The 18,858-nt window shown below is 64.6% G+C and carries 19 protein-coding genes; 7 read left to right on the forward strand and 12 right to left on the reverse strand.

The window, feature by feature from the left end; all coding sequences use genetic code 11:
- Positions 1–156 precede the first annotated feature (156 nt).
- The 3 genes from JWQ24_RS26985 to grxD form a co-directional block, all read right to left on the reverse strand.
- Positions 157–1,422: a serine hydrolase domain-containing protein gene (locus JWQ24_RS26985; protein ID WP_299815181.1), complete on the reverse strand. Its 1,266-nt coding sequence runs from the start codon at positions 1,420–1,422 to the stop codon at positions 157–159.
- Entirely contained in the window at positions 1,403–2,701 is a 1,299-nt protein-coding gene (locus tag JWQ24_RS26990) for a serine hydrolase domain-containing protein (protein WP_299815183.1), read from the reverse strand. Before JWQ24_RS26990 ends, JWQ24_RS26985 begins: the two co-directional genes overlap by 20 nt.
- 175 nt (positions 2,702–2,876) lie before the next feature.
- On the reverse strand, positions 2,877–3,212 hold the full coding sequence (gene grxD, locus JWQ24_RS26995) for a Grx4 family monothiol glutaredoxin (RefSeq protein WP_299815186.1): 336 nt from the start codon (positions 3,210–3,212) through the stop codon (positions 2,877–2,879).
- A gap of 358 nt (positions 3,213–3,570) precedes the next feature.
- Here grxD and egtB point away from each other — a divergent pair, with 358 nt between their 5' ends.
- Both egtB and egtD read left to right on the forward strand, forming a co-directional pair.
- The gene (egtB, locus tag JWQ24_RS27000) at positions 3,571–4,776 is read left to right on the forward strand and encodes an ergothioneine biosynthesis protein EgtB (protein ID WP_299815231.1); all 1,206 of its coding nucleotides are present in this window, start codon (positions 3,571–3,573) and stop codon (positions 4,774–4,776) included.
- Positions 4,777–4,814: 38 nt separating this feature from the next.
- Positions 4,815–5,780, forward strand: coding sequence for an L-histidine N(alpha)-methyltransferase (egtD, locus tag JWQ24_RS27005; protein WP_299815189.1), 966 nt, complete (start codon positions 4,815–4,817; stop codon positions 5,778–5,780).
- Between the two features lie 193 nt (positions 5,781–5,973).
- Here egtD and JWQ24_RS27010 read toward each other — a convergent pair whose 3' ends face one another.
- Both JWQ24_RS27010 and JWQ24_RS27015 read right to left on the reverse strand, forming a co-directional pair.
- Positions 5,974–6,339 carry an endonuclease domain-containing protein gene (locus tag JWQ24_RS27010; RefSeq protein ID WP_299815192.1) on the reverse strand — a complete coding sequence of 122 codons (366 nt, stop codon included), beginning with the start codon at positions 6,337–6,339 and terminating at the stop codon, positions 5,974–5,976.
- 94 nt (positions 6,340–6,433) lie between these two features.
- A complete protein-coding gene (locus JWQ24_RS27015) occupies positions 6,434–6,670 on the reverse strand; it encodes a BolA family protein (RefSeq protein ID WP_299815195.1) in 237 nt (78 codons plus the stop codon).
- A gap of 182 nt (positions 6,671–6,852) precedes the next feature.
- Between JWQ24_RS27015 and JWQ24_RS27020 the strand changes: the two genes are divergently transcribed.
- The 3 genes from JWQ24_RS27020 (at position 6,853) to JWQ24_RS27030 (ending at position 9,618) form a co-directional block, all read left to right on the forward strand.
- Positions 6,853–7,215 (forward strand): DUF427 domain-containing protein, encoded by a 363-nt coding sequence (locus JWQ24_RS27020; protein ID WP_299815198.1) that lies wholly within the window; start codon positions 6,853–6,855, stop codon positions 7,213–7,215.
- Positions 7,216–7,371: 156 nt separating this feature from the next.
- Positions 7,372–8,544: an acyltransferase gene (locus JWQ24_RS27025; protein WP_299815201.1), complete on the forward strand. Its 1,173-nt coding sequence runs from the start codon at positions 7,372–7,374 to the stop codon at positions 8,542–8,544.
- A gap of 87 nt (positions 8,545–8,631) precedes the next feature.
- Positions 8,632–9,618 (forward strand): glyoxylate/hydroxypyruvate reductase A, encoded by a 987-nt coding sequence (locus JWQ24_RS27030; RefSeq protein WP_299815204.1) that lies wholly within the window; start codon positions 8,632–8,634, stop codon positions 9,616–9,618.
- Positions 9,619–9,896: 278 nt separating this feature from the next.
- Here the strand turns inward: JWQ24_RS27030 and purL are convergent, their stop codons facing one another.
- The gene (gene purL, locus JWQ24_RS27035; RefSeq protein WP_299815207.1) at positions 9,897–12,101 is read right to left on the reverse strand and encodes a phosphoribosylformylglycinamidine synthase subunit PurL; all 2,205 of its coding nucleotides are present in this window, start codon (positions 12,099–12,101) and stop codon (positions 9,897–9,899) included.
- Positions 12,102–12,291: 190 nt separating this feature from the next.
- Between purL and JWQ24_RS27040 the strand changes: the two genes are divergently transcribed.
- Positions 12,292–12,771, forward strand: a complete 480-nt coding sequence (locus JWQ24_RS27040; protein ID WP_299815210.1) for a PaaI family thioesterase — start codon at positions 12,292–12,294, stop codon at positions 12,769–12,771.
- Between the two features lie 17 nt (positions 12,772–12,788).
- Here JWQ24_RS27040 and JWQ24_RS27045 read toward each other — a convergent pair whose 3' ends face one another.
- The 3 genes from JWQ24_RS27045 to purQ all read right to left on the reverse strand — a co-directional run bounded on the left by JWQ24_RS27045 (position 12,789) and on the right by purQ (position 16,238).
- A complete protein-coding gene (locus JWQ24_RS27045; RefSeq protein ID WP_299815213.1) occupies positions 12,789–14,327 on the reverse strand; it encodes a L,D-transpeptidase in 1,539 nt (512 codons plus the stop codon).
- A gap of 247 nt (positions 14,328–14,574) precedes the next feature.
- Positions 14,575–15,501: a tripartite tricarboxylate transporter substrate-binding protein gene (locus JWQ24_RS27050; RefSeq protein ID WP_299815234.1), complete on the reverse strand. Its 927-nt coding sequence runs from the start codon at positions 15,499–15,501 to the stop codon at positions 14,575–14,577.
- A 35-nt stretch (positions 15,502–15,536) separates the two neighbouring features.
- Positions 15,537–16,238 carry a phosphoribosylformylglycinamidine synthase subunit PurQ gene (gene purQ, locus JWQ24_RS27055; RefSeq protein ID WP_299815216.1) on the reverse strand — a complete coding sequence of 234 codons (702 nt, stop codon included), beginning with the start codon at positions 16,236–16,238 and terminating at the stop codon, positions 15,537–15,539.
- A gap of 139 nt (positions 16,239–16,377) precedes the next feature.
- On the opposite strand from purQ, the gene JWQ24_RS27060 reads away from it, so the two are divergent.
- Positions 16,378–17,427, forward strand: coding sequence for a fumarylacetoacetate hydrolase family protein (locus JWQ24_RS27060; RefSeq protein WP_299815219.1), 1,050 nt, complete (start codon positions 16,378–16,380; stop codon positions 17,425–17,427).
- A 153-nt stretch (positions 17,428–17,580) separates the two neighbouring features.
- Here JWQ24_RS27060 and JWQ24_RS27065 read toward each other — a convergent pair whose 3' ends face one another.
- The 3 genes from JWQ24_RS27065 to JWQ24_RS27075 all read right to left on the reverse strand — a co-directional run.
- Entirely contained in the window at positions 17,581–17,838 is a 258-nt protein-coding gene (locus JWQ24_RS27065) for a hypothetical protein (RefSeq protein WP_299815222.1), read from the reverse strand.
- A gap of 31 nt (positions 17,839–17,869) precedes the next feature.
- Positions 17,870–18,112: a phosphoribosylformylglycinamidine synthase subunit PurS gene (gene purS, locus JWQ24_RS27070; protein ID WP_299815225.1), complete on the reverse strand. Its 243-nt coding sequence runs from the start codon at positions 18,110–18,112 to the stop codon at positions 17,870–17,872.
- Positions 18,113–18,222: 110 nt separating this feature from the next.
- The coding region (locus JWQ24_RS27075) for a phosphoribosylaminoimidazolesuccinocarboxamide synthase (protein WP_299815228.1) at positions 18,223–18,858 on the reverse strand (636 nt) is incomplete at its 5' end.

Here is an 18,858-nt window from a genome sequence, read left to right on the forward strand (position 1 = left end):
CACAAACTCCGCTGTCATCGCCCGGCTTGACCGGGCGACCCAGTAAACGCCACGGCCAATGATGAAGCCGTATCGACAACGTATACTGGGTCACCCGCTTTCGCGGGTGATGACACCTGAGCGTGTTGTGAAATCGGTGTTTCGTGGTGCCAGCCTTTACTCCATCGCCCCGTACACAATCTTCCGCACCTCGCCCTCGATCCGCACCCGCTGCGGCGGCGACTGCATCATCACGATGACGAACATGTCGTCCTGTGGATCGATCCAGAAGAACGTGCCGCCGACACCGTCCCAGCGATACTCGCCGATCGGGCCGGGCTCGCTGGCGAGTTCTTTCGTGCGCACGGCGAAGCCAAGGCCGAAGCCGCTGCCGTCGCCGGGGAAGTAGTAGTAGTCGCGCGAAACGCCGCTCATCGGTCCGACATGGTCCGACGTCATCAACGCGATGGTGCTCGCCTGCAGATAACGCCGGCCGTCCAGCGTGCCGCCGGACAAAAGCATCTGCGCGAAGCGCGCATAGTCGGTGATGGTGCTGACCAGCCCCGAACCGCCAGCCTCCCAGCGCCGGACCTGCAGCGGATCGTGCATTCCGATCACCGGCCCGATCATGCGGTCACGCGAGAACGGCTCGGCGATGCGCGGCCGCTTGCGGGGATCAGTCACGTAAAACGAGGTATCGACCATGCCCAGCGGATCGAACAGCCGCGTCTGCAGGAAATGCGACAGCTTCTGCCCGGAAATCACTTCGATGACGCGACCCAGCACGTCGGTGGAGTGGCCGTAGTCCCACAGCGTGCCCGGCTGTTCGGCGAGCGGAAGATGCGCGATGCGGTCAGCGAGTTCCGCGTTGTCGATATCGCGGCTGTCGAACAGGTCGAGCTGGGCATAGCGACGCCGCGCGGGATCGTCGCCGTAGAAGCCGTAGGTGATGCCGGAGGTGTGGCGCAGCAGGTCCTCGATGCTGATCGGGCGCTTCAACGGCACGAATTCGGAGGTCGCGTGTTCGTCGCCGCCGCTGCGATCGATGCCGACGCGCGCGCCGGCAAAGGCCGGAATGAATTTGGCGACAGGATCATCCAGCCGCAGCGCGCCGTCCTCGACCAGCATCATCGCCGCCACCGAGGTGACCGGCTTGGTCATCGAATACAGCCGGAAGATCGCGTCCGGTGTCATCGGGCTGCCGGCATCACGCCGGCCGAAAGTCTCGAAATACAGCGGCCGGCCGTGCTGCTGCACCAGCACGACCGCGCCGGGGATCTGGCCGGTCGAAATCTCGTTGCCGAAATACCCGTCGAGCGCTGCCCACAGCGACGGCGAAAACGCTCGCGCCGCTTTCGGCTCCGCTGCCCGCGCCGCAGGCGCGACGGCGCTGGCGAGCAGGCCGAGCAGCAGCGCGCGGCGGTCAGTTTTCCAGCGCTTCATACACCAGCAACTTCAGGGATCGCTGGATGCGCTGCCGCTCCGACGGGGTCTGCTCCAGCAAAATGAAGAAGAAATCCTGTTTCGGATCGATCACGAAGTAGCAGCCGCTGGCGCCGTCCCACTTCAATTCGCCGAGGGATCCCGGCGGCGATGGCTTGGCGTTGCCGGCGTCGGTGCGCACCGCAAAGCCGTAGCCGAAGCCGAAACCATCGCCGGGGAAATACAGCGCATCGCGCGCGATGCCGGACTCCTTGCTGATGTGGTCGGTGGTCATGTCCTTGAAGGTCGCGGCCGACATATAGCGCTTGCCGTCATACTCGCCGCCGTTGAGCAGCATCTGCGAAAACTTCGCATAGTCCGACAGCGTCGAGAGCATGCCGCCGCTGCCGGATTCCCATTTCCGGTAGGTCTCCGGCCGGCCCTGCCGTCCGGTGCGGAAATCGCGATCCCAGCCGATCGGCTTGGCGAGCAGGACTTCCTTTTTCTTATCCGTCACGAAAAAGCCGGTGTCCTTCATGCCGAGCGGGCCGAGAAATTTCTGCTGCTCGAAGCCAAGCAGCGGCTTGCCGGAGACGACCTCGATAACGCGACCGAGAATGTCGGTGGAATGGCCGTAGTCCCACAGCGTGCCGGGCTGATGCTCCAGCGGCAGTTGCGCGATGCGGTCGGCGAATTCCTTGTTGTCGAAATCGCCGTTGTAGATCTGCGCGTTGCCGTAGGCACGGCGCACCATGCTGTCGCCGTAAAAGCCGTAGGTGATACCGGACGTGTGCAGCAGCAGATCGCGGATCGTGACCGGTTTGTCCGGCGCCACGATCTGCAGCGCCTTCTCGCCATTCTCCAGTTTCTTCTCGACGCCGACCTTGGCGGACGTGAAAGACGGAATGTATTTCGAGACGGGATCGTCGAGCTTGAGCTTGCCCTCGTCGACCAGCATCATCGCCGCGAACGAGGTGATCGGCTTGGTCATCGAGTGCAGCCGGAAGATCGTGTCTTCCGTCATCGGTTGATTGGTGTCGGGATCCCGGACGCCGAAGAATTCCCGGTAGACCGGCTTGCCGTGCTGCTGGATAAGCACGATGGCGCCGGGGATCTTGCCGTCGGCGATCTGCTTCTTGAAGAACTCGCCGATCTTCGCCAGTTTTTCTGGCGAGAAATGCGCGCCGGCGGGGATATCGAAGGTGCCCTCGGCGGCGAAGCGGTCTTCGGCGAAAGCCGGCGAAGCGACCATCAAAGCCGCCGCGCACAGCAGCGCGCGCATTCCCTGTCGCAATCTCATCGCCATTCCTTCTGCCGGCCCGCGGGAAGTCTAGCGATGGCGGGGAGGCATACAAGGGCGGTGAGGTGGGCGGGAAGCAGGTACCGTTTCCCGGACGCGGTCCGCCCATCTCTCTCCCCGCCGCGCGAAGATTCGCCAGGCAGGGAGAGGTGAAGGAGGCCGTCCGCGACCTCGATCAGGCCGAGGCTGGGGCGGCGATGACGCCCTTCTCGGCCAGCAGCGACTGCAATTCGCCGGCCTGGAACATCTCGCGGATGATATCGCAGCCGCCGACGAACTCGCCCTTGACGTAGAGCTGGGGAATGGTCGGCCAGTTCGAATAGGTCTTGATGCCGTCGCGCAGGTCGGCGGATTCGAGCACGTTGAGGCCCTTGTAGCCGACGCCGACGTGATCGAGGATCTGCACCACCTGGCCCGAGAAGCCGCACTGCGGAAACTGCGGCGTGCCCTTCATGAACAGCAACACGTCGTTGGTCTTCACTTCGTTTTCGATGAATTGTTCAATGCTCATGATCACGTTCCTGTTGCGGCCCGACGTTCGGCCGGCTTCGTCTGCATGGACATATATGTAGCCCAAACCGTTCCGCACCCCAAGAACAACCCGAGAAAAGGTTTACCCAAGCCGCCTCGATCGCCTCCGGGACAGCGGCCCGACCCTTGATCCCGTTGGCTTTTCACCGCCCCAGGGCGGCTCTCCGCCAAATCGTCGGATGAGATGACGGCAAGCCTTTAATCCCCGGCGGGATGTCCTATTTAGGACAGAGCGCGCGCGGAACCCGCGGGCCGGAGCAGCGTTATCTCCAAAACCGGAGTTTGCCGTGACGAATCCCGCCACCGCCGCGGTCCCGCTGGCTGCCTCCGGGCCCTCCTTGTTGTCCGCATCGGGTTCGCTCGCGCAAAAACTGGGCGATGCGTTTCTGGCCGTCCGCCGGGAGACCGAGCGCCGCGCCGCATCACTTTCTGCTGAAGACCAGCTGGTGCAGTCGATGCCCGACGCCAGCCCGGCGAAGTGGCACCGCGCCCACGTCACCTGGTTCTGGGAGCAATTCCTGCTCGGCGACCACAGTCCGGGCTATGTGCCCTACCATCCCGATTACGCCTATCTGTTCAATTCCTATTACGTCTCGGCCGGCCCGCGCCATGCCCGCGCGCAGCGCGGCCACCTCACCCGCCCCGGCGCCGACGAAGTCACGGCCTATCGCCGGCATGTCGATGCCGCCGTCATCAAATTCTTCAACGCGACCGATGACGCGACCCTGGACGCGCTGGTGCCGCTACTGGAAGTCGGCTTCAACCACGAGCAGCAGCATCAGGAATTGATGCTGACCGACATCCTGCATGCCTTCGCGCAGAACCCTATCCCGCCGGCCTATGAACCGGACTGGCGCTTCCCCGCCGCGACCCGGTCCGGCGACGAATGGCTGACGCTGACCGAGGGCATCCACACCATCGGCCATCAGAGCGACAGCTTTCATTTCGACAATGAGAAGCCGGCGCACCGCGCGCTGGTCGGCCCGGTCCGGATCGCGCGCAACCTCGTCACCAATCGCGAATGGCTGGCCTTCATGGAAGCCGGCGGATACGTGACGCCGACGCTGTGGCTGATGGACGGCTTTGCTGCCGCCGAACGCGACGACTGGCAGGCGCCCGGCCACTGGCGCCGGATCGACGGCGAATGGCGCATCATGACGCTGGGTGGCTTGCAGCCGGTCGATCCCGATGCCCCCGTGTGCCACGTCAGCTACTACGAAGCTGACGCCTTTGCGCGCTGGAGCGGCAGGCACCTGCCGACCGAGATGGAATGGGAAGTCGCGGCGCGCTCAGGCGCGCTCAACGACGCCTATGGCATCGTCTGGCAGTGGACCCGCAGCTCATACGCGCCGTATCCCGGATTCCGCGCCATCGAGGGCGCGCTCGGCGAATACAACGGCAAGTTCATGATCAACCAGATGGTGCTGCGCGGCTCGTCGCTTGCAACGCCTGACGGCCACAGCCGTATCTCGTATCGCAACTTCTTCTATCCGCATCATCGCTGGCAGTTCACCGGCCTGCGGCTCGCCGACTACGCCGTCTGATTTCCGTCACAGCGCCACGCGTTGAGGAAAGTACCCCGATGAACATCCACGCCCCTCTGGCCGCCGTGCCGCTCGACGAAAATGCCTCCGATTTTGCCGCCGACGTCACGCAGGCGCTGTCGCAGCATCCGAAGAAACTCTCGCCAAAGTATTTCTACGACGCCGCGGGCTCCGAACTGTTCGAGCAGATCACACGGCTGCCGGAATACTACCCGACCCGCACCGAGCTGGAGATTCTGCGCGCGCGCGGCAGCGACATCCGGGCGATCATCCCGAAGGGCGCCGCGCTGGTCGAATTCGGCGCCGGCGCCACCACCAAGGTGCGGCTATTGCTGAATGAGTGCGAGTTCGGCGCCTATGTGCCGGTGGATATTTCCGGCGATTTCCTGCACGCGCAAGCGGCGGAACTGCGCGCGGATTTTCCAGCGCTCAACGTGTATCCGGTCACGGCCGATTTCACCGCGGCCTTCGCGCTGCCGGACGCCGTGCAGGCGATGCCGAAGGTCGGCTTCTTTCCGGGCTCGACGCTCGGCAATTTCGAGCCGCATGAGGCCTGCGCCTTCCTGCGCAGCGCGCGCGCCATTCTCGGGCCGGGCGCGTTGATGCTGATCGGCATCGATCTGGAGAAGGACGAAAAACTGCTGCACGCCGCCTATAACGACGCGGCAGGCATCACCGGCCAGTTCAACAAGAACGTGCTGGTGCGCATCAACCGCGAACTCGGCGGCGACTTTGATCTTTCGGCCTTCACGCATCGCGCGATCTACAACCGCGAGCGCCACCGCATCGAGATGCATCTGATCGCACGAAAGCCGCAGACCGTGCACCTGCTCGGCCGCAGCTTCACGTTTCGCGCCGGTGAAAGCCTGCACACCGAGAGCAGCTACAAATACAGCCTGGAGCGTTTCGCGGCTTTGGCCCGCGGCTCCGGCTGGACGCCGAAGGCGTCATGGACGGATTCCGACAAGCAGTTCTCCGTCCACGCGCTGGTGGCGGGGGAATAGCAAGAGCCCCTCACCCGTCTTCGCTGCGCGAAGCCACCCTCTCCCCGCCCAGCGAAGCGTTGCTTCGCAGCGGGGCGAGGGAAAAGCGGCGCTATGCTTGCCTAACCTCTCCCCGCCCTTTGCGGGGAGAGGTCGGATCGCACTTGCGATCCGGGTGAGGGGCCGGGCACGCCATCGCAACATCCATAGTCTATCAGGTCGGATCACTCCTGCCCGCGGCTTCGCGCAACGCTTCGTCGAGCACCATCAACACGCCGTCGATGTTCGACAACACGTCGTTGTTCCAGAAGCGCATCACGCGATAGCCCTGCGCTGTCAGATACAGATCCCGCTCCTCATCGCGCTTCGATTCAAGATGCTGCCCGCCATCGACCTCGACGACGATGCACTGCTCCCGGCAAACGAAATCGCAGATGTAGCGACCGATCGGCTCCTGCCGAACGAATTTGAATCCGCTGACCTGCCGGTTGCGAATGCGGTGCCAGAGTTTGGTTTCGGCATCGGTCTGGTTGGCGCGGAGTTGGCGCGATAGTGGAGTGCTGCGAATACTGCCGCGCATGGCTTCGCCCCTCACCCGTCTTCGCTGCGCGAAGCCACCCTCTCCCCGCCCAGCGAAGCGTTGCTTCGCGGCGGGGCGAGGGAAGCAAGCGACTCTACGCCTCCGGCACACCGGTCTGCAGCGCCAGCGCGTGCAGTACGCCGCCCATCTGGCCTTTCAGCGACTGGTAGACGATCTGGTGCTGGGCGACGCGGGATTTGCCGCGGAAGGATTCCGAGATCACGGTCGCCGAGTAATGGTCGCCGTCACCGGCGAGATCGCGGATCGTCACCTCGGCATCGGGCAGCGCGGCCTTGATCATCGTCTCGATATCGTGGGCGTCCATAGGCATTGTCGTATCTCCAGAACCGTCGTCGAATCGGGCAAAAAGGCCTCGCGTCGGCGGCCCAATCTAACGCGGGCGCCGAAGCGCGTCACCGCTTTCTCACGATATAACGAGGCCCGCCCCCCTTTTAAACCCCGGCGAACCGCCACATCTGAAGGGCAGCATCCGACCAGCGAGAGGGTTTGTCCATGAAGCTCCCCGGCCCCGACCATCCGATCACGATCCGGCGCAGTGACAAGCACGTCCGCGTGCTAGCCGGCGACACCGTGATCGCCGACACCAGCCGCGCGCTGGCGTTGAAAGAGGCGAGCTACCCCGAGGTGCTGTACATCCCGCGCGCCGACACGAAGCTCGATCTGGTGACGAAGACCGCACGCACCACGCATTGCCCCTACAAGGGCGACGCCAGCTATTACACCGTCAATGCCGGCGGCAAGGCACTGGAGAACGCGATCTGGAGCTACGAAACGCCATTTCCGGCGATGGAGGAGATCAGGGATTATCTGGCGTTCTATCCTGACAAGGTGACCATCGAGACCGCCGCGGGCTGACCCCCCTATCGTTCCCCGCCACGCCAATTGGCGCGCCGGGGAACGACGTTGTGCCTGGCGTGATTTGCGGCCATCCGCGGCTGGTCCTATGCTTGCCGGAAATGTCGCCCGGCTTCCCGGCGGTCGCGGCATCCAACGATAGGGCCGTCGATCCAGATGTCAGACCGCAACGCCGCGCTCGATCGCGCCCGCACCTTCATCACGCTGCTGGTATTGATCAACCACTCGGTGGTCGCCTACACCGCCTTCGGCCGGTTCTATCCGAACCATTATTTGTGGTCATCGGCGCCGATCGTCGACAGCCAGCGCTGGATCGGTTTCAACCTCCTGACGCTGTTCAATGACGCGTTCTTCATGTGCCTGATGTTCCTTTTGTCCGGCCTGTTCGTCGCCGGCAGCCTCAGGCGCAAGGGCATCGGCCACTTCCTGCGCGACCGCGCGTGGCGGCTAGGCCTGCCCTTCGCGGCCATGCTGTTCGTGCTGATGCCGATCGCCTATTACGCCTCGTTCCGGCTGACCGGCTCACCGCTCGGCTTCTTCGAGTTCTACGTCGCGAACTTCAAGCAGGGCATCTGGTTCGACGGGCCGGGCTGGTTCATCTGGTATCTGCTGTTCCTCGATCTGCTGGCGATCCCGCTGGTGTACTTCACGCCCGGCCTGCTCGACGCCATCAACCGGCTGTCGCTGAAATCGGCTCAGCGCCCGATGCTGTTCGCCGGCGTGCTGGCCATCGCGTCCGTCATCGCCTATGTGCCGCTGCTGTTTGAGGTCGGCGCCGTCCGCTGGTTCAACTGGGGGCCGCTGCAGGTACAGCTGTCGCGCGTGGCGATCTACGGCGTGTTCTTCTTCGCCGGCATGGGCATCGGCGCCGCTCAACTCGACCAGGGCCTGCTGGCGAAATCCGGCGCGCTGGCGCGGCAATGGTACGTCTGGGTGCTCGCCGCCGCGCTGTCGTTCGGTGCGCTCGTCTTCCTGGTCAACTTCCGCCGCATGCGGCTGTCCAACCTGCCGGGCGCGCCACCGTTCTGGTGGCAATCGAGCTACGGCGTGATCTACGCGCTGGCCTGCACGCTGATCTGCCTCGCCATCCTGGCGCTGTTTTTGCGCTTTGCGCAGAGCGAAAAGAGCATTTTCGATCCACTGCGCGACGACGCCTACGGCATCTATGTCGTGCACTACATCGCCGTGCTGTGGCTGCAATACGCGCTGTTGACCGCGCCGCTGTCGGCCGTCCCTAAGGCGCTGATCGTGTTCGCGGGCACGCTGGCGGCAAGCTGGGGTGTGACGGCGTTGCTGCGCAGGATTCCGGGCGCGAAGAAGGTGTTGTAGGCGGCTGCATTCGTCCGGTCTCCCCGACATACGGCATGGGCGTTCGACGGACGCGCCACGTGCCTGAAAACAGTCCGAAAACAGTCCATGAAAAAAGATTCGCAAGGAACAGGAATGCGCGCGCGTAACGACGGCCAGGTGATCAAGCTTCTTTTCAACGTCTCTCCCGATCTGTTCGAGGAGTATCGTGAGCCCATCCTGGAGGCCCTCAGGCGCCGCAACATCGAAGCGCAAGCCGGCCTGCCCGGCGCGATTCCGCCCGAGAAGGTCGACTACATCATCCATGCCACCGGAGGCCCGATCAAGGATTTCGACCCCTTCATCCATGCGCGCGCCGTGCTGAGCCTGTGGGCAGGCGTCGAGAAGATCGTCGGCAACACGACGCTGACGCAGCCGCTGTGCCGGATGGTGGAAAACGGGCTCCGGCAGGGCATGGTCGAATGGGTCGTCGGTCACGTCCTGCGCGCGCATCTGCAGACGGATCTGTACGTCCGTGAAAAACCGCTGGCATGGCAGCGCCACGTTCCGCCGCTGGCCACCGAGCGGTCGGTCACGGTGCTGGGCCTCGGCGAGCTCGGATCGGCTGCGGCAACAACACTCGCGAACCTGGGATTTCGCGTCACCGGATGGAGCCGGCGGCCCCGGGAGATTTCAGACGTGCATTGCCTCGCCGGCGCGGAGAGTCTCCCCCGGGCGCTTGCCGCGGCAGAAATTCTCGTATCGCTGCTACCCGAAACGCCCGACACGATCGACCTGCTGAACGCGGAGACACTGGCGCTGCTCCCCCGCGGCTGCTCGATCCTGAACGCCGGACGGGGTTCGCTGATCGTCGACGCCGCGCTGATCGCAGCGCTCGACAGCGGACAGATTCAGCACGCGACGCTGGATGTGTTCCGCACCGAACCGGTTCCGGCAGATCACCCGTTCTGGTCGCACCCGGGCGTGACCATCTCGCCGCACGTAGCCGCCGCCACCCGCGTGACATCCGCGTCTGACGCCATTGCGGACAATGTCGAACGGGCGGAAAGCGGCGCACCGCTGTTGCACCTGGTCGACCGGACGCTGAGCTATTGAGACGTTGATGTTGGCTGTATCGAAGCGCAGCCGCTGATGGACGCCCTGCCCCTTGCAGGGAGGGTCGGCCGAACGAAGCGATGCGCAGCCTCGCTGAAGTGGAGGCCGGAGTGGGGTTGCCGCGGGCGACGGCGCTTGCGCCCCCCCCGTCACGTTTATTCGCGGAGTTTATCATCGGGCCGGCGAAGCCGGACCCGGTGGCTCTCAAACGCGGCACCCTCCCCACCCTGCAAAGCTTCGCTTGGGGGGAGGGAAAAGAGCTGGCGCTCCAGGTATACTTACGCCTTCGCGTTCATGTAGTTCGGCAGCCAGCTTTCATGCGCGTGCGAGAGCGCCTTGACGTGGACCGCGCGTTCACCGGCGATGGCGACCTGATCGCCTGACGTGGCGCCAATCTGCAGGCAGGGCACGCCCACCGCTTTCATCTTGGTCAGCACGCCCAAGAGCGCGCTTTCCGGCACGGTGACGATGTAGCGCGCCTGATCCTCGCCATACCAATAGGCATGCGCCACGGTCGATTCCGGCGCGGCGTCGAGCTTGGCGCCGATGCCGGACGCCATTGCCATTTCGGCCAATGCGACCAGCAATCCACCGTCCGACAGGTCATGCACGGCGGTGGCCGTGCCGGCGTGGATCATGCCGCGCACCACGTCGCCGTTGCGCTTTTCAACCGCGAGATCGACCGGCGGCGGCGCGCCTTCTTCGCGGCCGCAGATGTCGCGCAGAAAGACCGACTGGCCGAGCCAGCCCTTCGTCTCACCGATCAGCAGGATCGCTTCACCCTCGGCCTTGAACGCCAGCGTCGCGGACTTGGTGAAATCTTCCAGCAGGCCGACGCCGCCGATCGACGGAGTCGGCAGGATGCCGCGGCCGTTGGTCTCGTTGTAGAGCGAGACGTTGCCCGACACGATCGGGAAGTCGAGCGCGATGCAGGCCTCCGCGATGCCCTTCAGGCAGCCGACCAGCTGGCCCATGATCTCGGGCCGCTCGGGATTGCCGAAGTTGAGATTGTCGGTGATCGCCATCGGCTTGCCGCCGACCGCGGTGATGTTGCGCCAAGCTTCGGCCACCGCCTGCTTGCCGCCCTCGACCGGATCGGCCTCGCAATAACGCGGCGTGACATCGACGGTCATCGCCAGCCCCTTCGGGCCGTCCTCGATCCGCACCACCGCGGCGTCGCCGCCGGGGCGCTGCACGGTGTTGCCGCCGATCACGTGATCGTACTGCTCCCACACCCAGCGTTTCGAACAAAGCTCCGGCGTGGCGATGAGCTTTTCCAAAGCGTCCGCAATCGATAGTGGCGCCGCGACGTCGCGCGCATGAATCACCGGCAACACCGGCGACGGCACATGCGGGCGATCGTACAGCGGCGCTTCGTCGCCGAGTTCCTTGATCGGCAGATCGACCATCGTCTCGCCGCCATGCTTGACGACGAAGCGCATGGTCGGCGTGGTGTAGCCGACGATGGCGAAGTCGAGGCCCCACTTCTTGAAGATCGCTTCGGCTTCCTTTTCCTTCTCCGGCTTGAGCACCATGAGCATGCGCTCCTGGCTCTCCGACAGCATCATCTCGTAGGCGCTCATGCCCGGCTCGCGCGTCGGTACGGTGTCGAGATTCAATTCGACGCCGAGGTCGCCCTTGGCGCCCATCTCGACGGCCGAACAGGTCAGGCCGGCCGCGCCCATGTCCTGGATCGCGATCACGCAATCGGCGGCCATGATCTCGAGGCAGGCTTCCAGCAGCAGCTTCTCGGCGAAGGGATCGCCGACCTGCACGGTCGGGCGCTTCTCGGCCGAGTCCTCGTCGAATTCGGCGGAGGCCATCGACGCGCCGTGGATGCCATCGCGGCCGGTCTTGGAGCCGAGATAGACGATCGGCATGTTGACGCCCGACGCCGCGGCCAGAAAGATCTTGTCGGCATCGGCAAGCCCCACCGCCATCGCGTTGACGAGGTTGTTGCCGTCATAGCGGGTGTGGAAGCGCATCTGGCCGCCCACGGTGGGCACGCCGAACGAATTGCCGTAGCCACCGACGCCGGCGACAACGCCCGACACCAGATGGCGGGTCTTGGGATGTTCCGGCGCGCCGAACGACAGCGCGTTGAGGCAGGCGATCGGGCGTGCGCCCATCGTGAACACGTCGCGCAAAATACCGCCGACGCCGGTTGTCGCGCCCTGGTAGGGCTCGATATAGCTCGGGTGGTTGTGGCTCTCCATCTTGAACACGATGGCCTGGTTGTCGCCGATGTCGATCACGCCGGCGTTCTCGCCCGGCCCCTGCAGCACCCACGGCGCCTTGGTCGGCAGGCCCTTCAGGTGCAGGCGGGAGGATTTGTACGAGCAGTGCTCGTTCCACATCGCCGAGAAGATGCCGAGTTCGGTGAAGCTCGGGACCCTTCCGATCAGCTTGAGGATGCGATCGTACTCGTCGGGCTTGAGGCCGTGGGAGGCGACGAGTTCGGGGGTGATCTGGGGCTGATTCATTGGGGCTCTTGGGGACTCTGCGCTAATGAGGGCTCTTCATAGGAAGAAGACGACAGCAGGAAAAGGCCTTTTACGCTGCCGTCCTGCCCTGTCCAAGCAATTGCGGTGACTGGCGCCCGGAGGCGGCATTTGCGCCCGGCGGATGGATCGGATTTAACACTTTTCCGAGCCAATCCAAGGAGTTCAGACCGTGAATGTCGCCCTCGAGAGCACCGTCCCGTTCCACGCCGACGCCTATACCGCCACGGAGGGGGAATTCGCGGGCTGGACCACCTGGAAGCGGGATTCCTTCGAATCGGTCTCGGGCCCGTTCTGGCACAAGGTAGAGGCCGACGGCCGTGTCCGCTGCGCGTTCCGGGTCGAGCAAAAGCACCTCAACGGCATGCGCAATGTGCACGGCGGCTGCTTCATGACCTTTGCCGATTACTGCCTGTTCGCGCTGTCCTCGCGCGAATTGCAGGGACCGGGCATTACCGTCTCGTTCGCCTGCGAATTCCTCGATGCCGCCAAAGAGGGCGAGTTGATCGAGTGCGACGGCGAAATGACCCGCATCGGCGGCTCGCTGATCTTTTTGCGCGGCATTTTGAAAGCCGGCGAACGCAAGCTGTTCACGTTTTCGGGCACGATCAAGCGCGTGAAGAAGAAGGCCAGGCCGGTGCCCGCTGAGTGAACCCCGGCGCGCCGCGGCTACCAGAAGCCGCGTTGCACCGGGCGAACGGGCTGGCCGCTACGGCGCGGTTCGACGGGTTGCGCGCCGAAATTACTGAAAAAAGAAGTGAAGCCATCGTCGTCCGCGACGTCGGGGCTGGCGACGGCGGTCACGGTCGGCTTGCGCGTGATGAAGCCGCCCTGCGGCTGGTTGGCCAGCACGGCGACGAACTCGGTGCGATAGTTGGTTTCCTTGCTCAGCGGCTCATCCGAAATGACGATCGAGGATCGCGGCATGGCGGTCGGCGCGATGCGGTCGAGCACATCCTGCGGGATGGTGATGCGGTCGAGCGCATTCCTGGCGTCGTCCGCTTTGTCGATGGTGACGGCGGTCCAGCGCAGGCCCGCATCTTTGCGCGCGACCGCCGTGAACACGTGCGTGCCGATCGGCTGGTCGGGATTGCGGATCGTGATCGGAACCTGAATGCTTGAATCGAACACCTCGCCGCCCCCGTCCGGCGCCGGCTTGTGCGTATTGCGCCGCACGTAAAGCATCTGCGTCGCGCGGCTGATGTAGACGGAGACCGGCTCAAGCGCGAGCCTCGCTTCGCTCAAAGCCGCGGCGGCGGCGGCCTTCCCGGACCGGGCTGCCTTGGCGGCCTCCTTGACGGCAGCGGCGCTGGGCTTCGACGCCACGGCGGCCGTGGCGGCGTCGAGCTGCGTCCCCAGTTCCACGGACCTGACGGCGGCCTTCTGCTTCAGTTCCTCGGCCCGTGCTTTGGCGGCGTCCGTCCGGGCCGCGGCCAGCGATTTGTCTGCGGATGCCAGCTCCCGGTCCGCGCGTGTCTTGAGCGATTGCAGCTTGCGCAGCGACGATGCGAGCGACGCCGTCTCGCGCGCCGCGTTCGCGGCGGCTTGCTTCGTCTCGTCGGCCTTGCTTGCGGCCTCCGCGGCCTCGCGGGCGAGCGCCTCGGCCCGGGCCGGCGCAGCCGCGACGGCCTCCGCCTTCGGCACGAACAATGCGGGGTGGGAAAATTCGATCGGGGCCGCGTCGTTCGGCGAGACGATCACCCGCATCCCGATCTGGGTCTTGTCGAACAGCTTCTCTGCAAAGCCGAACGGCATCCGCACGCAGCCGTGCGAGGCGGCATAGCCGGGCAGCGGCCCGCCGTGCAGCGCGACGCCGTTCCAGGTGATGCGCTGCATGTTCGGCATCCAGGCATCGTCATACATGGTCGAACGGTGGTCCTTGTCCTTCTCAAGCAGGGCAAAGACGCCGGCCGGCGTCTCGCGCCCCGTAGTGCCGGTCGACACCGGCGCGCGAAAAATCCAGCCGTCGGCGTCGTAGAACGTGACGTGCTGGGTCTTGATCGAGACGATGGCCATGATCGGCTCGCCGGCCTCGCGCGGCGCGGTCGCCTCGGTGGCGGCCGCGGGGCGCGGCTGTTTCGCCGGTTTGGCCGCGGCGCCGACGGTGAGCACTGCCAGCGCGGCGATCACCGCAAGCGCACCAATGGCGGGTGCCCCACGACGTCGCATCTTCGCGCTGGATGGCGCCGACGAAATTCGAATTACCATGCCCGCCTCGGTCGAAATGCGTGTCTGCCCCGCGTCTATCACGTATCAGATCGCGATGTGTATCAACGAGCCACCGCTATCACCGTCGCCGCTGATTCGCTCACTGCGAACGATCCGGAACATCGGACAAGAACCCGGAAGCCGGATGCCTGAGGCTTTGGCGCAAGGAACCAGGCAGCCGGGGATGATGGCTTAGGCCCAGCACTCCCAAGGCCCCAAGCCAGTCCCGTTGTTCGGCAAAGGGAACTTATTTTTCCTTGAGCATCGTCGCATATTTGGCGACATCGCGCGTCACCAGTTGCTGCAGCACGTCCGGTCTATGCTCGTTGGCGTCGGGCGCGACGGTGGAGAGATCGGCGAAACGCTTCTTCACGGCATCGCTTTCCACGGCGGCGCGCGCGGCAGCATTGAGTTTTGCGATGATTTCCGGCGGCGTTCCCTTCGGCGCAAACAATCCGTTCCAGCCCTGCGCCTCGAATTCCGGCAGGCCGGCTTCGGCGGAGGTCGGCAGATCCGGCAACGAACCGAGCCGCACCGTGGAGCCAACCACAAGACCGCGCACCAGCCGGTCGTCGATCGCCTGCGACACCGAGGCCGCGGAGTCGCAGACGCCGTCGATCTGTCCGCCGATCGCATCCGTCAGCGCAGGCGCGGCGCCACGATAGCCCACCAGCGTCACCTCGATGCCGGCGGCATGGACGAAGCTCTTGCAGATCAGGTAGTTCGACGAGCCGACGCCGGCATGGCCGAGATTGATCTTGCCGGGATTGGCTTTCGCGTAAGCGATAAAATCCTGCAGCGTCGCGGCCGGGAAATCCTTGCGCAGCGCGACGACGCCGAACGTCTTCGCCACCATGCCGATCGGTGCGAAGGAGTCCGGTGTGAACGACAGCCTGGGATAGATCGCGTAGGTCGCCGCACTGGTGCCGGCATTGCCGATGGCGATGGTGTAGCCGTCAGGCTCCGCACGCGCGGCACGCGCCAGCGCCGTCGAGCCGCCGGCGCCAACCACGTTCTCCATGATGATGGTCTGCCCGAGCGTCGCGGCCATCTGCTCGGCGACCACGCGGGCAATCACGTCGGACGTGCCGCCGGCCGCGAACGGCACGATCATGGTGATGGGGCGTTTCGGAAAATCCTGCGCCTGCGCCGTTATCGCCGAAAAGGCCGCCATCGCGGCGGCCGCTGCAAGCTTGAAGAAGACCGCGCTCACGCCGCCTGGGCGAGTTGTGCGACGAGGCCCGCGAACAGGCCGCGGCCGTCGGTGCAGCCCATGATGTCTTCGACGTGATTTTCCGGATGCGGCATCATGCCGAGCACGTTGCCGCGCTCGCTGACGATGCCGGCGATCGAGGCCGCCGCGCCGTTGATATTGTGGGTGTCGTTCACTTCGCCGGTCGGGCTGCAATAGCGGTACAGCACGCGGCCGTCGCCTTCGAGGCGCTTCAGCGTCTCGGCATCCGCCGTGTAGTTGCCCTCGCCGTGCGCGATCGGCACGCGGATCACCTGCCCGGCGTTGTAGCCGCGGGTGAACGCGGTGTCGGAACGCTCGACGCGCAGATGCACGTCGTGGCAGATGAATTTCAGCTTCGCGTTGCGCATCAGGATGCCCGGCAACAGGCCGGACTCGCACAGGATCTGGAAGCCGTTGCAGACACCGAGCACGAGGCCGCCGTCAGCCGCGAAGGCGCGGACCGCATCCATCACCGGCGAGCGCGCCGCAATCGCGCCGCAGCGCAGATAGTCGCCATAGGAGAAGCCGCCGGGCACGACCACCAGGTCGGTACCCTTCGGCAGCGCGGTGTCGGCGTGCCAGACCATCGTCGCGTCCGTGCCGGAGGCGAGCTTCAGGGCACGCGCCATGTCGCGCTCGCGATTGATACCGGGGAAGACGAGGACGGCGGATTTCATGCTGGTTTCCAATCGCAGACGGCGCAGGCCAGTCATGCCCGCTGGCCCTGACTTACCCATTTAAGCAGCGGTTTTCCAGTGCTAGCCTCGCAATTCAGCACCGCGAATGTGGGCTGATCGACAAAAAGGGATGGACAACATGGACAATCAACGTCGCAAATTCCTTACCGTCACGGCCGCAAGCGTGGTCGCCGGAGGCATGCTCGCCGGCACCGCCCGCGAGGCCTTCGCGCAGGCCAAGGCCGCGCCGGCGCAACCCAAGGCTGCGCCGCCCCCGCCCGGCCAGCCAAAACTCGAAGTTGCCCGGAACATGACCCTGGCGATGCTGCAGACTCCGCAGGGCCTGTCGCTGGGCGTTCGCACCGACAAGGGCATCGTCAACGTCAGCGCCGCCGCCGAGGCGTTCAAGCTCGACGCCCCCGCCTCCACCGACGAGGTGATCAGCGGCGACTACGACGCCGCGGCGCTGAAGGGCGTGATCGACAAGGCGAAAGCCGCCGGCGGCAAATACCTGATTGCCGAGAAGGCCGCGATATTCGCGCCCTGCGTCACCGAGCCCAGCAAGATCCTGTGCGTCGGGCTGAACTACCGCGCGCATGCCGCCGAAGCCAACGAGAAGCTGCCGAAAGAGCCGATCCTGTTCAACAAGTACAATTCGGCGCTCAACAGCCACGGCGGCACCATTGCGGTATCGAAGGAGCCCGGCAAGAATTTCGACTATGAGACCGAGCTGGTGGCGGTGATCGGCAAGACCACGCGCAATGTCAGCGAGGCCGACGCGCTCGGCTGCGTGTTCGGCTATTGCACCGGGCAGGACTTTTCCGAACGCGACCAGCAGATGCGCTCGGGCCAGTGGATGCTCGGCAAGACCGGCGACGGCTGGGGCCCGATCGGCCCGTGGCTGGTGACCGCGGACCAGGTCGACCCGGAGAACCTCAACCTGAAGACTTTGGTAAACGGAGAGCAGCGGCAATCCGCCAATACGAAAGACATGATCTTCAGCGTCAAGCAGATCGTCAGCTTCGCCTCGCGCTACATGACGCTGCAGCCCGGCGACCTGATCTTCACCGGCACGCCCGAAGGCGTCATCATCGGCTATCCGCCGGAAAAACGCGTCTGGCTGAAGGCCGGAGACAAGGTGGTGTCGAGCATCGACAAGCTCGGCGATCTGGAATTCACGCTGACCTGAGTTTCGTCATGGCCGGCGTTATGCCGGCCATCCACGACGTTACGCACAGACGTAGATGCCCCGCATCCATCAGGCCGGAGAAACCGGCCCCGTTGGCTCACGAAAAGGCAGATGGGCCTGAAAGCAAAATCGCCGGCCTTTCGGCCGGCGATTTCAAACCAGGCTTGGCGCCTCGCTCAATTCAAGGCGGCGCTCGATGCGATCGAGCCGCTGCTCGTGACGGATCAGCGTGGCATGCACGCCGCCGAGTTCCTGGTGAATGCTCAGGAGATCATGGTGGACGGCGGTCATCTGCGACCGCAATGCCATCATGTCGCTTTTGTTTTCGTCGACCTTGCCGTCGACCTGAGCCAGCCGCGCCTGCACGGCTTTAAGCACTTCATAAATCAACTCATTGCTGATCTCAGCCATGACCCGATCCCCAGAGCTTGAAGCCCAAGCCTTACCCCTGCACCTCGATAGCATAATTCTCGATGACGGTATTCGCCAGGAGCTTGTCGGCGGCGGCTTTCAGGGCGGCCTCGGCGGTGGCCTTGTCGCCGCCGGGGATTTCGATGTCGAACACCTTGCCCTGGCGCACCGAAGCAATGCCGTCGACGCCGAGCGACTTCAGCGCGCCCTCGATGGCCTTGCCCTGCGGATCCAGGACGCCGTTCTTCAGTGTAACCGTCACACGCGCTTTCATTTCATCCTCGTCATTCCGGACGATCCGCAACGCGGTCGATCCGGAATCTAGATATGCTCAACTCTGGGTTCCGGGTTCGCAGGCCCCTGGCCTGCGCCCCGGAATGACATTCAGCTCTTGACCAGTACCGGGCCGGTGCCCATCGGGCGTTCGTTTTCGGCGAGAATGCCGAGCCGCTTGGCGACCTCGGTATAGGCCTCCAGCACGCCGCCGAGATCCCGGCGGAAGCGGTCCTTGTCAAGCTTCTCGTTCGACTTGATGTCCCACAGCCGGCATGAATCCGGCGAGATTTCGTCGGCGACGATGATGCGCATCATGTCGTTCTCGAACAACCGGCCGCATTCCATCTTGAAGTCGACGAGGCGGATGCCGATGCCGAGAAACAGCCCGGTCAGGAAGTCGTTGACGCGGATCGCCAGCGCCATGATGTCGTCGATTTCCTGCGGCGTCGCCCAGCCGAACGCCGTGATGTGCTCTTCGGAGACCATGGGGTCGTTGAGTTGGTCGTTCTTGTAATAAAACTCGATGATCGAGCGCGGCAGTTGGGTGCCTTCCTCGATGCCGAGGCGCTGCGACAGCGATCCGGCCGCCACGTTCCGTACCACCACCTCCAGCGGCACGATCTCGACTTCGCGAATCAGTTGCTCGCGCATGTTGAGACGTCGGATGAAATGCGTCGGCACCCCGATATCGTTGAGGTGCTGGAAGACGTATTCGGAGATCCGGTTGTTCAGGACGCCCTTGCC

The organism is Tardiphaga sp. (genome assembly GCF_028290495.1).
Classification (GTDB): Bacteria; Pseudomonadota; Alphaproteobacteria; order Rhizobiales; family Xanthobacteraceae; genus Tardiphaga.

Bases quoted from the DNA above. Each gene is read 5' to 3' on its own strand.
- JWQ24_RS26985 (WP_299815181.1), bottom strand. From the start codon at position 1,422: ATGAAGCGCTGGAAAACTGACCGCCGCGCGCTGCTGCTCGGCCTGCTC.
- JWQ24_RS26990 (WP_299815183.1), bottom strand. From the start codon at position 2,701: ATGAGATTGCGACAGGGAATGCGCGCGCTGCTGTGCGCGGCGGCTTTG.
- grxD (WP_299815186.1), bottom strand. From the start codon at position 3,212: ATGAGCATTGAACAATTCATCGAAAACGAAGTGAAGACCAACGACGTG.
- egtD (WP_299815189.1), top strand. From the start codon at position 4,815: ATGAACATCCACGCCCCTCTGGCCGCCGTGCCGCTCGACGAAAATGCC.
- JWQ24_RS27010 (WP_299815192.1), bottom strand. From the start codon at position 6,339: ATGCGCGGCAGTATTCGCAGCACTCCACTATCGCGCCAACTCCGCGCC.
- JWQ24_RS27015 (WP_299815195.1), bottom strand. From the start codon at position 6,670: ATGCCTATGGACGCCCACGATATCGAGACGATGATCAAGGCCGCGCTG.
- JWQ24_RS27020 (WP_299815198.1), top strand. From the start codon at position 6,853: ATGAAGCTCCCCGGCCCCGACCATCCGATCACGATCCGGCGCAGTGAC.
- JWQ24_RS27025 (WP_299815201.1), top strand. From the start codon at position 7,372: ATGTCAGACCGCAACGCCGCGCTCGATCGCGCCCGCACCTTCATCACG.
- JWQ24_RS27030 (WP_299815204.1), top strand. From the start codon at position 8,632: ATGAAAAAAGATTCGCAAGGAACAGGAATGCGCGCGCGTAACGACGGC.
- purL (WP_299815207.1), bottom strand. From the start codon at position 12,101: ATGAATCAGCCCCAGATCACCCCCGAACTCGTCGCCTCCCACGGCCTC.
- JWQ24_RS27045 (WP_299815213.1), bottom strand. From the start codon at position 14,327: ATGGTAATTCGAATTTCGTCGGCGCCATCCAGCGCGAAGATGCGACGT.
- JWQ24_RS27050 (WP_299815234.1), bottom strand. From the start codon at position 15,501: ATGGCGGCCTTTTCGGCGATAACGGCGCAGGCGCAGGATTTTCCGAAA.
- purQ (WP_299815216.1), bottom strand. From the start codon at position 16,238: ATGAAATCCGCCGTCCTCGTCTTCCCCGGTATCAATCGCGAGCGCGAC.
- JWQ24_RS27060 (WP_299815219.1), top strand. From the start codon at position 16,378: ATGGACAATCAACGTCGCAAATTCCTTACCGTCACGGCCGCAAGCGTG.
- JWQ24_RS27065 (WP_299815222.1), bottom strand. From the start codon at position 17,838: ATGGCTGAGATCAGCAATGAGTTGATTTATGAAGTGCTTAAAGCCGTG.
- purS (WP_299815225.1), bottom strand. From the start codon at position 18,112: ATGAAAGCGCGTGTGACGGTTACACTGAAGAACGGCGTCCTGGATCCG.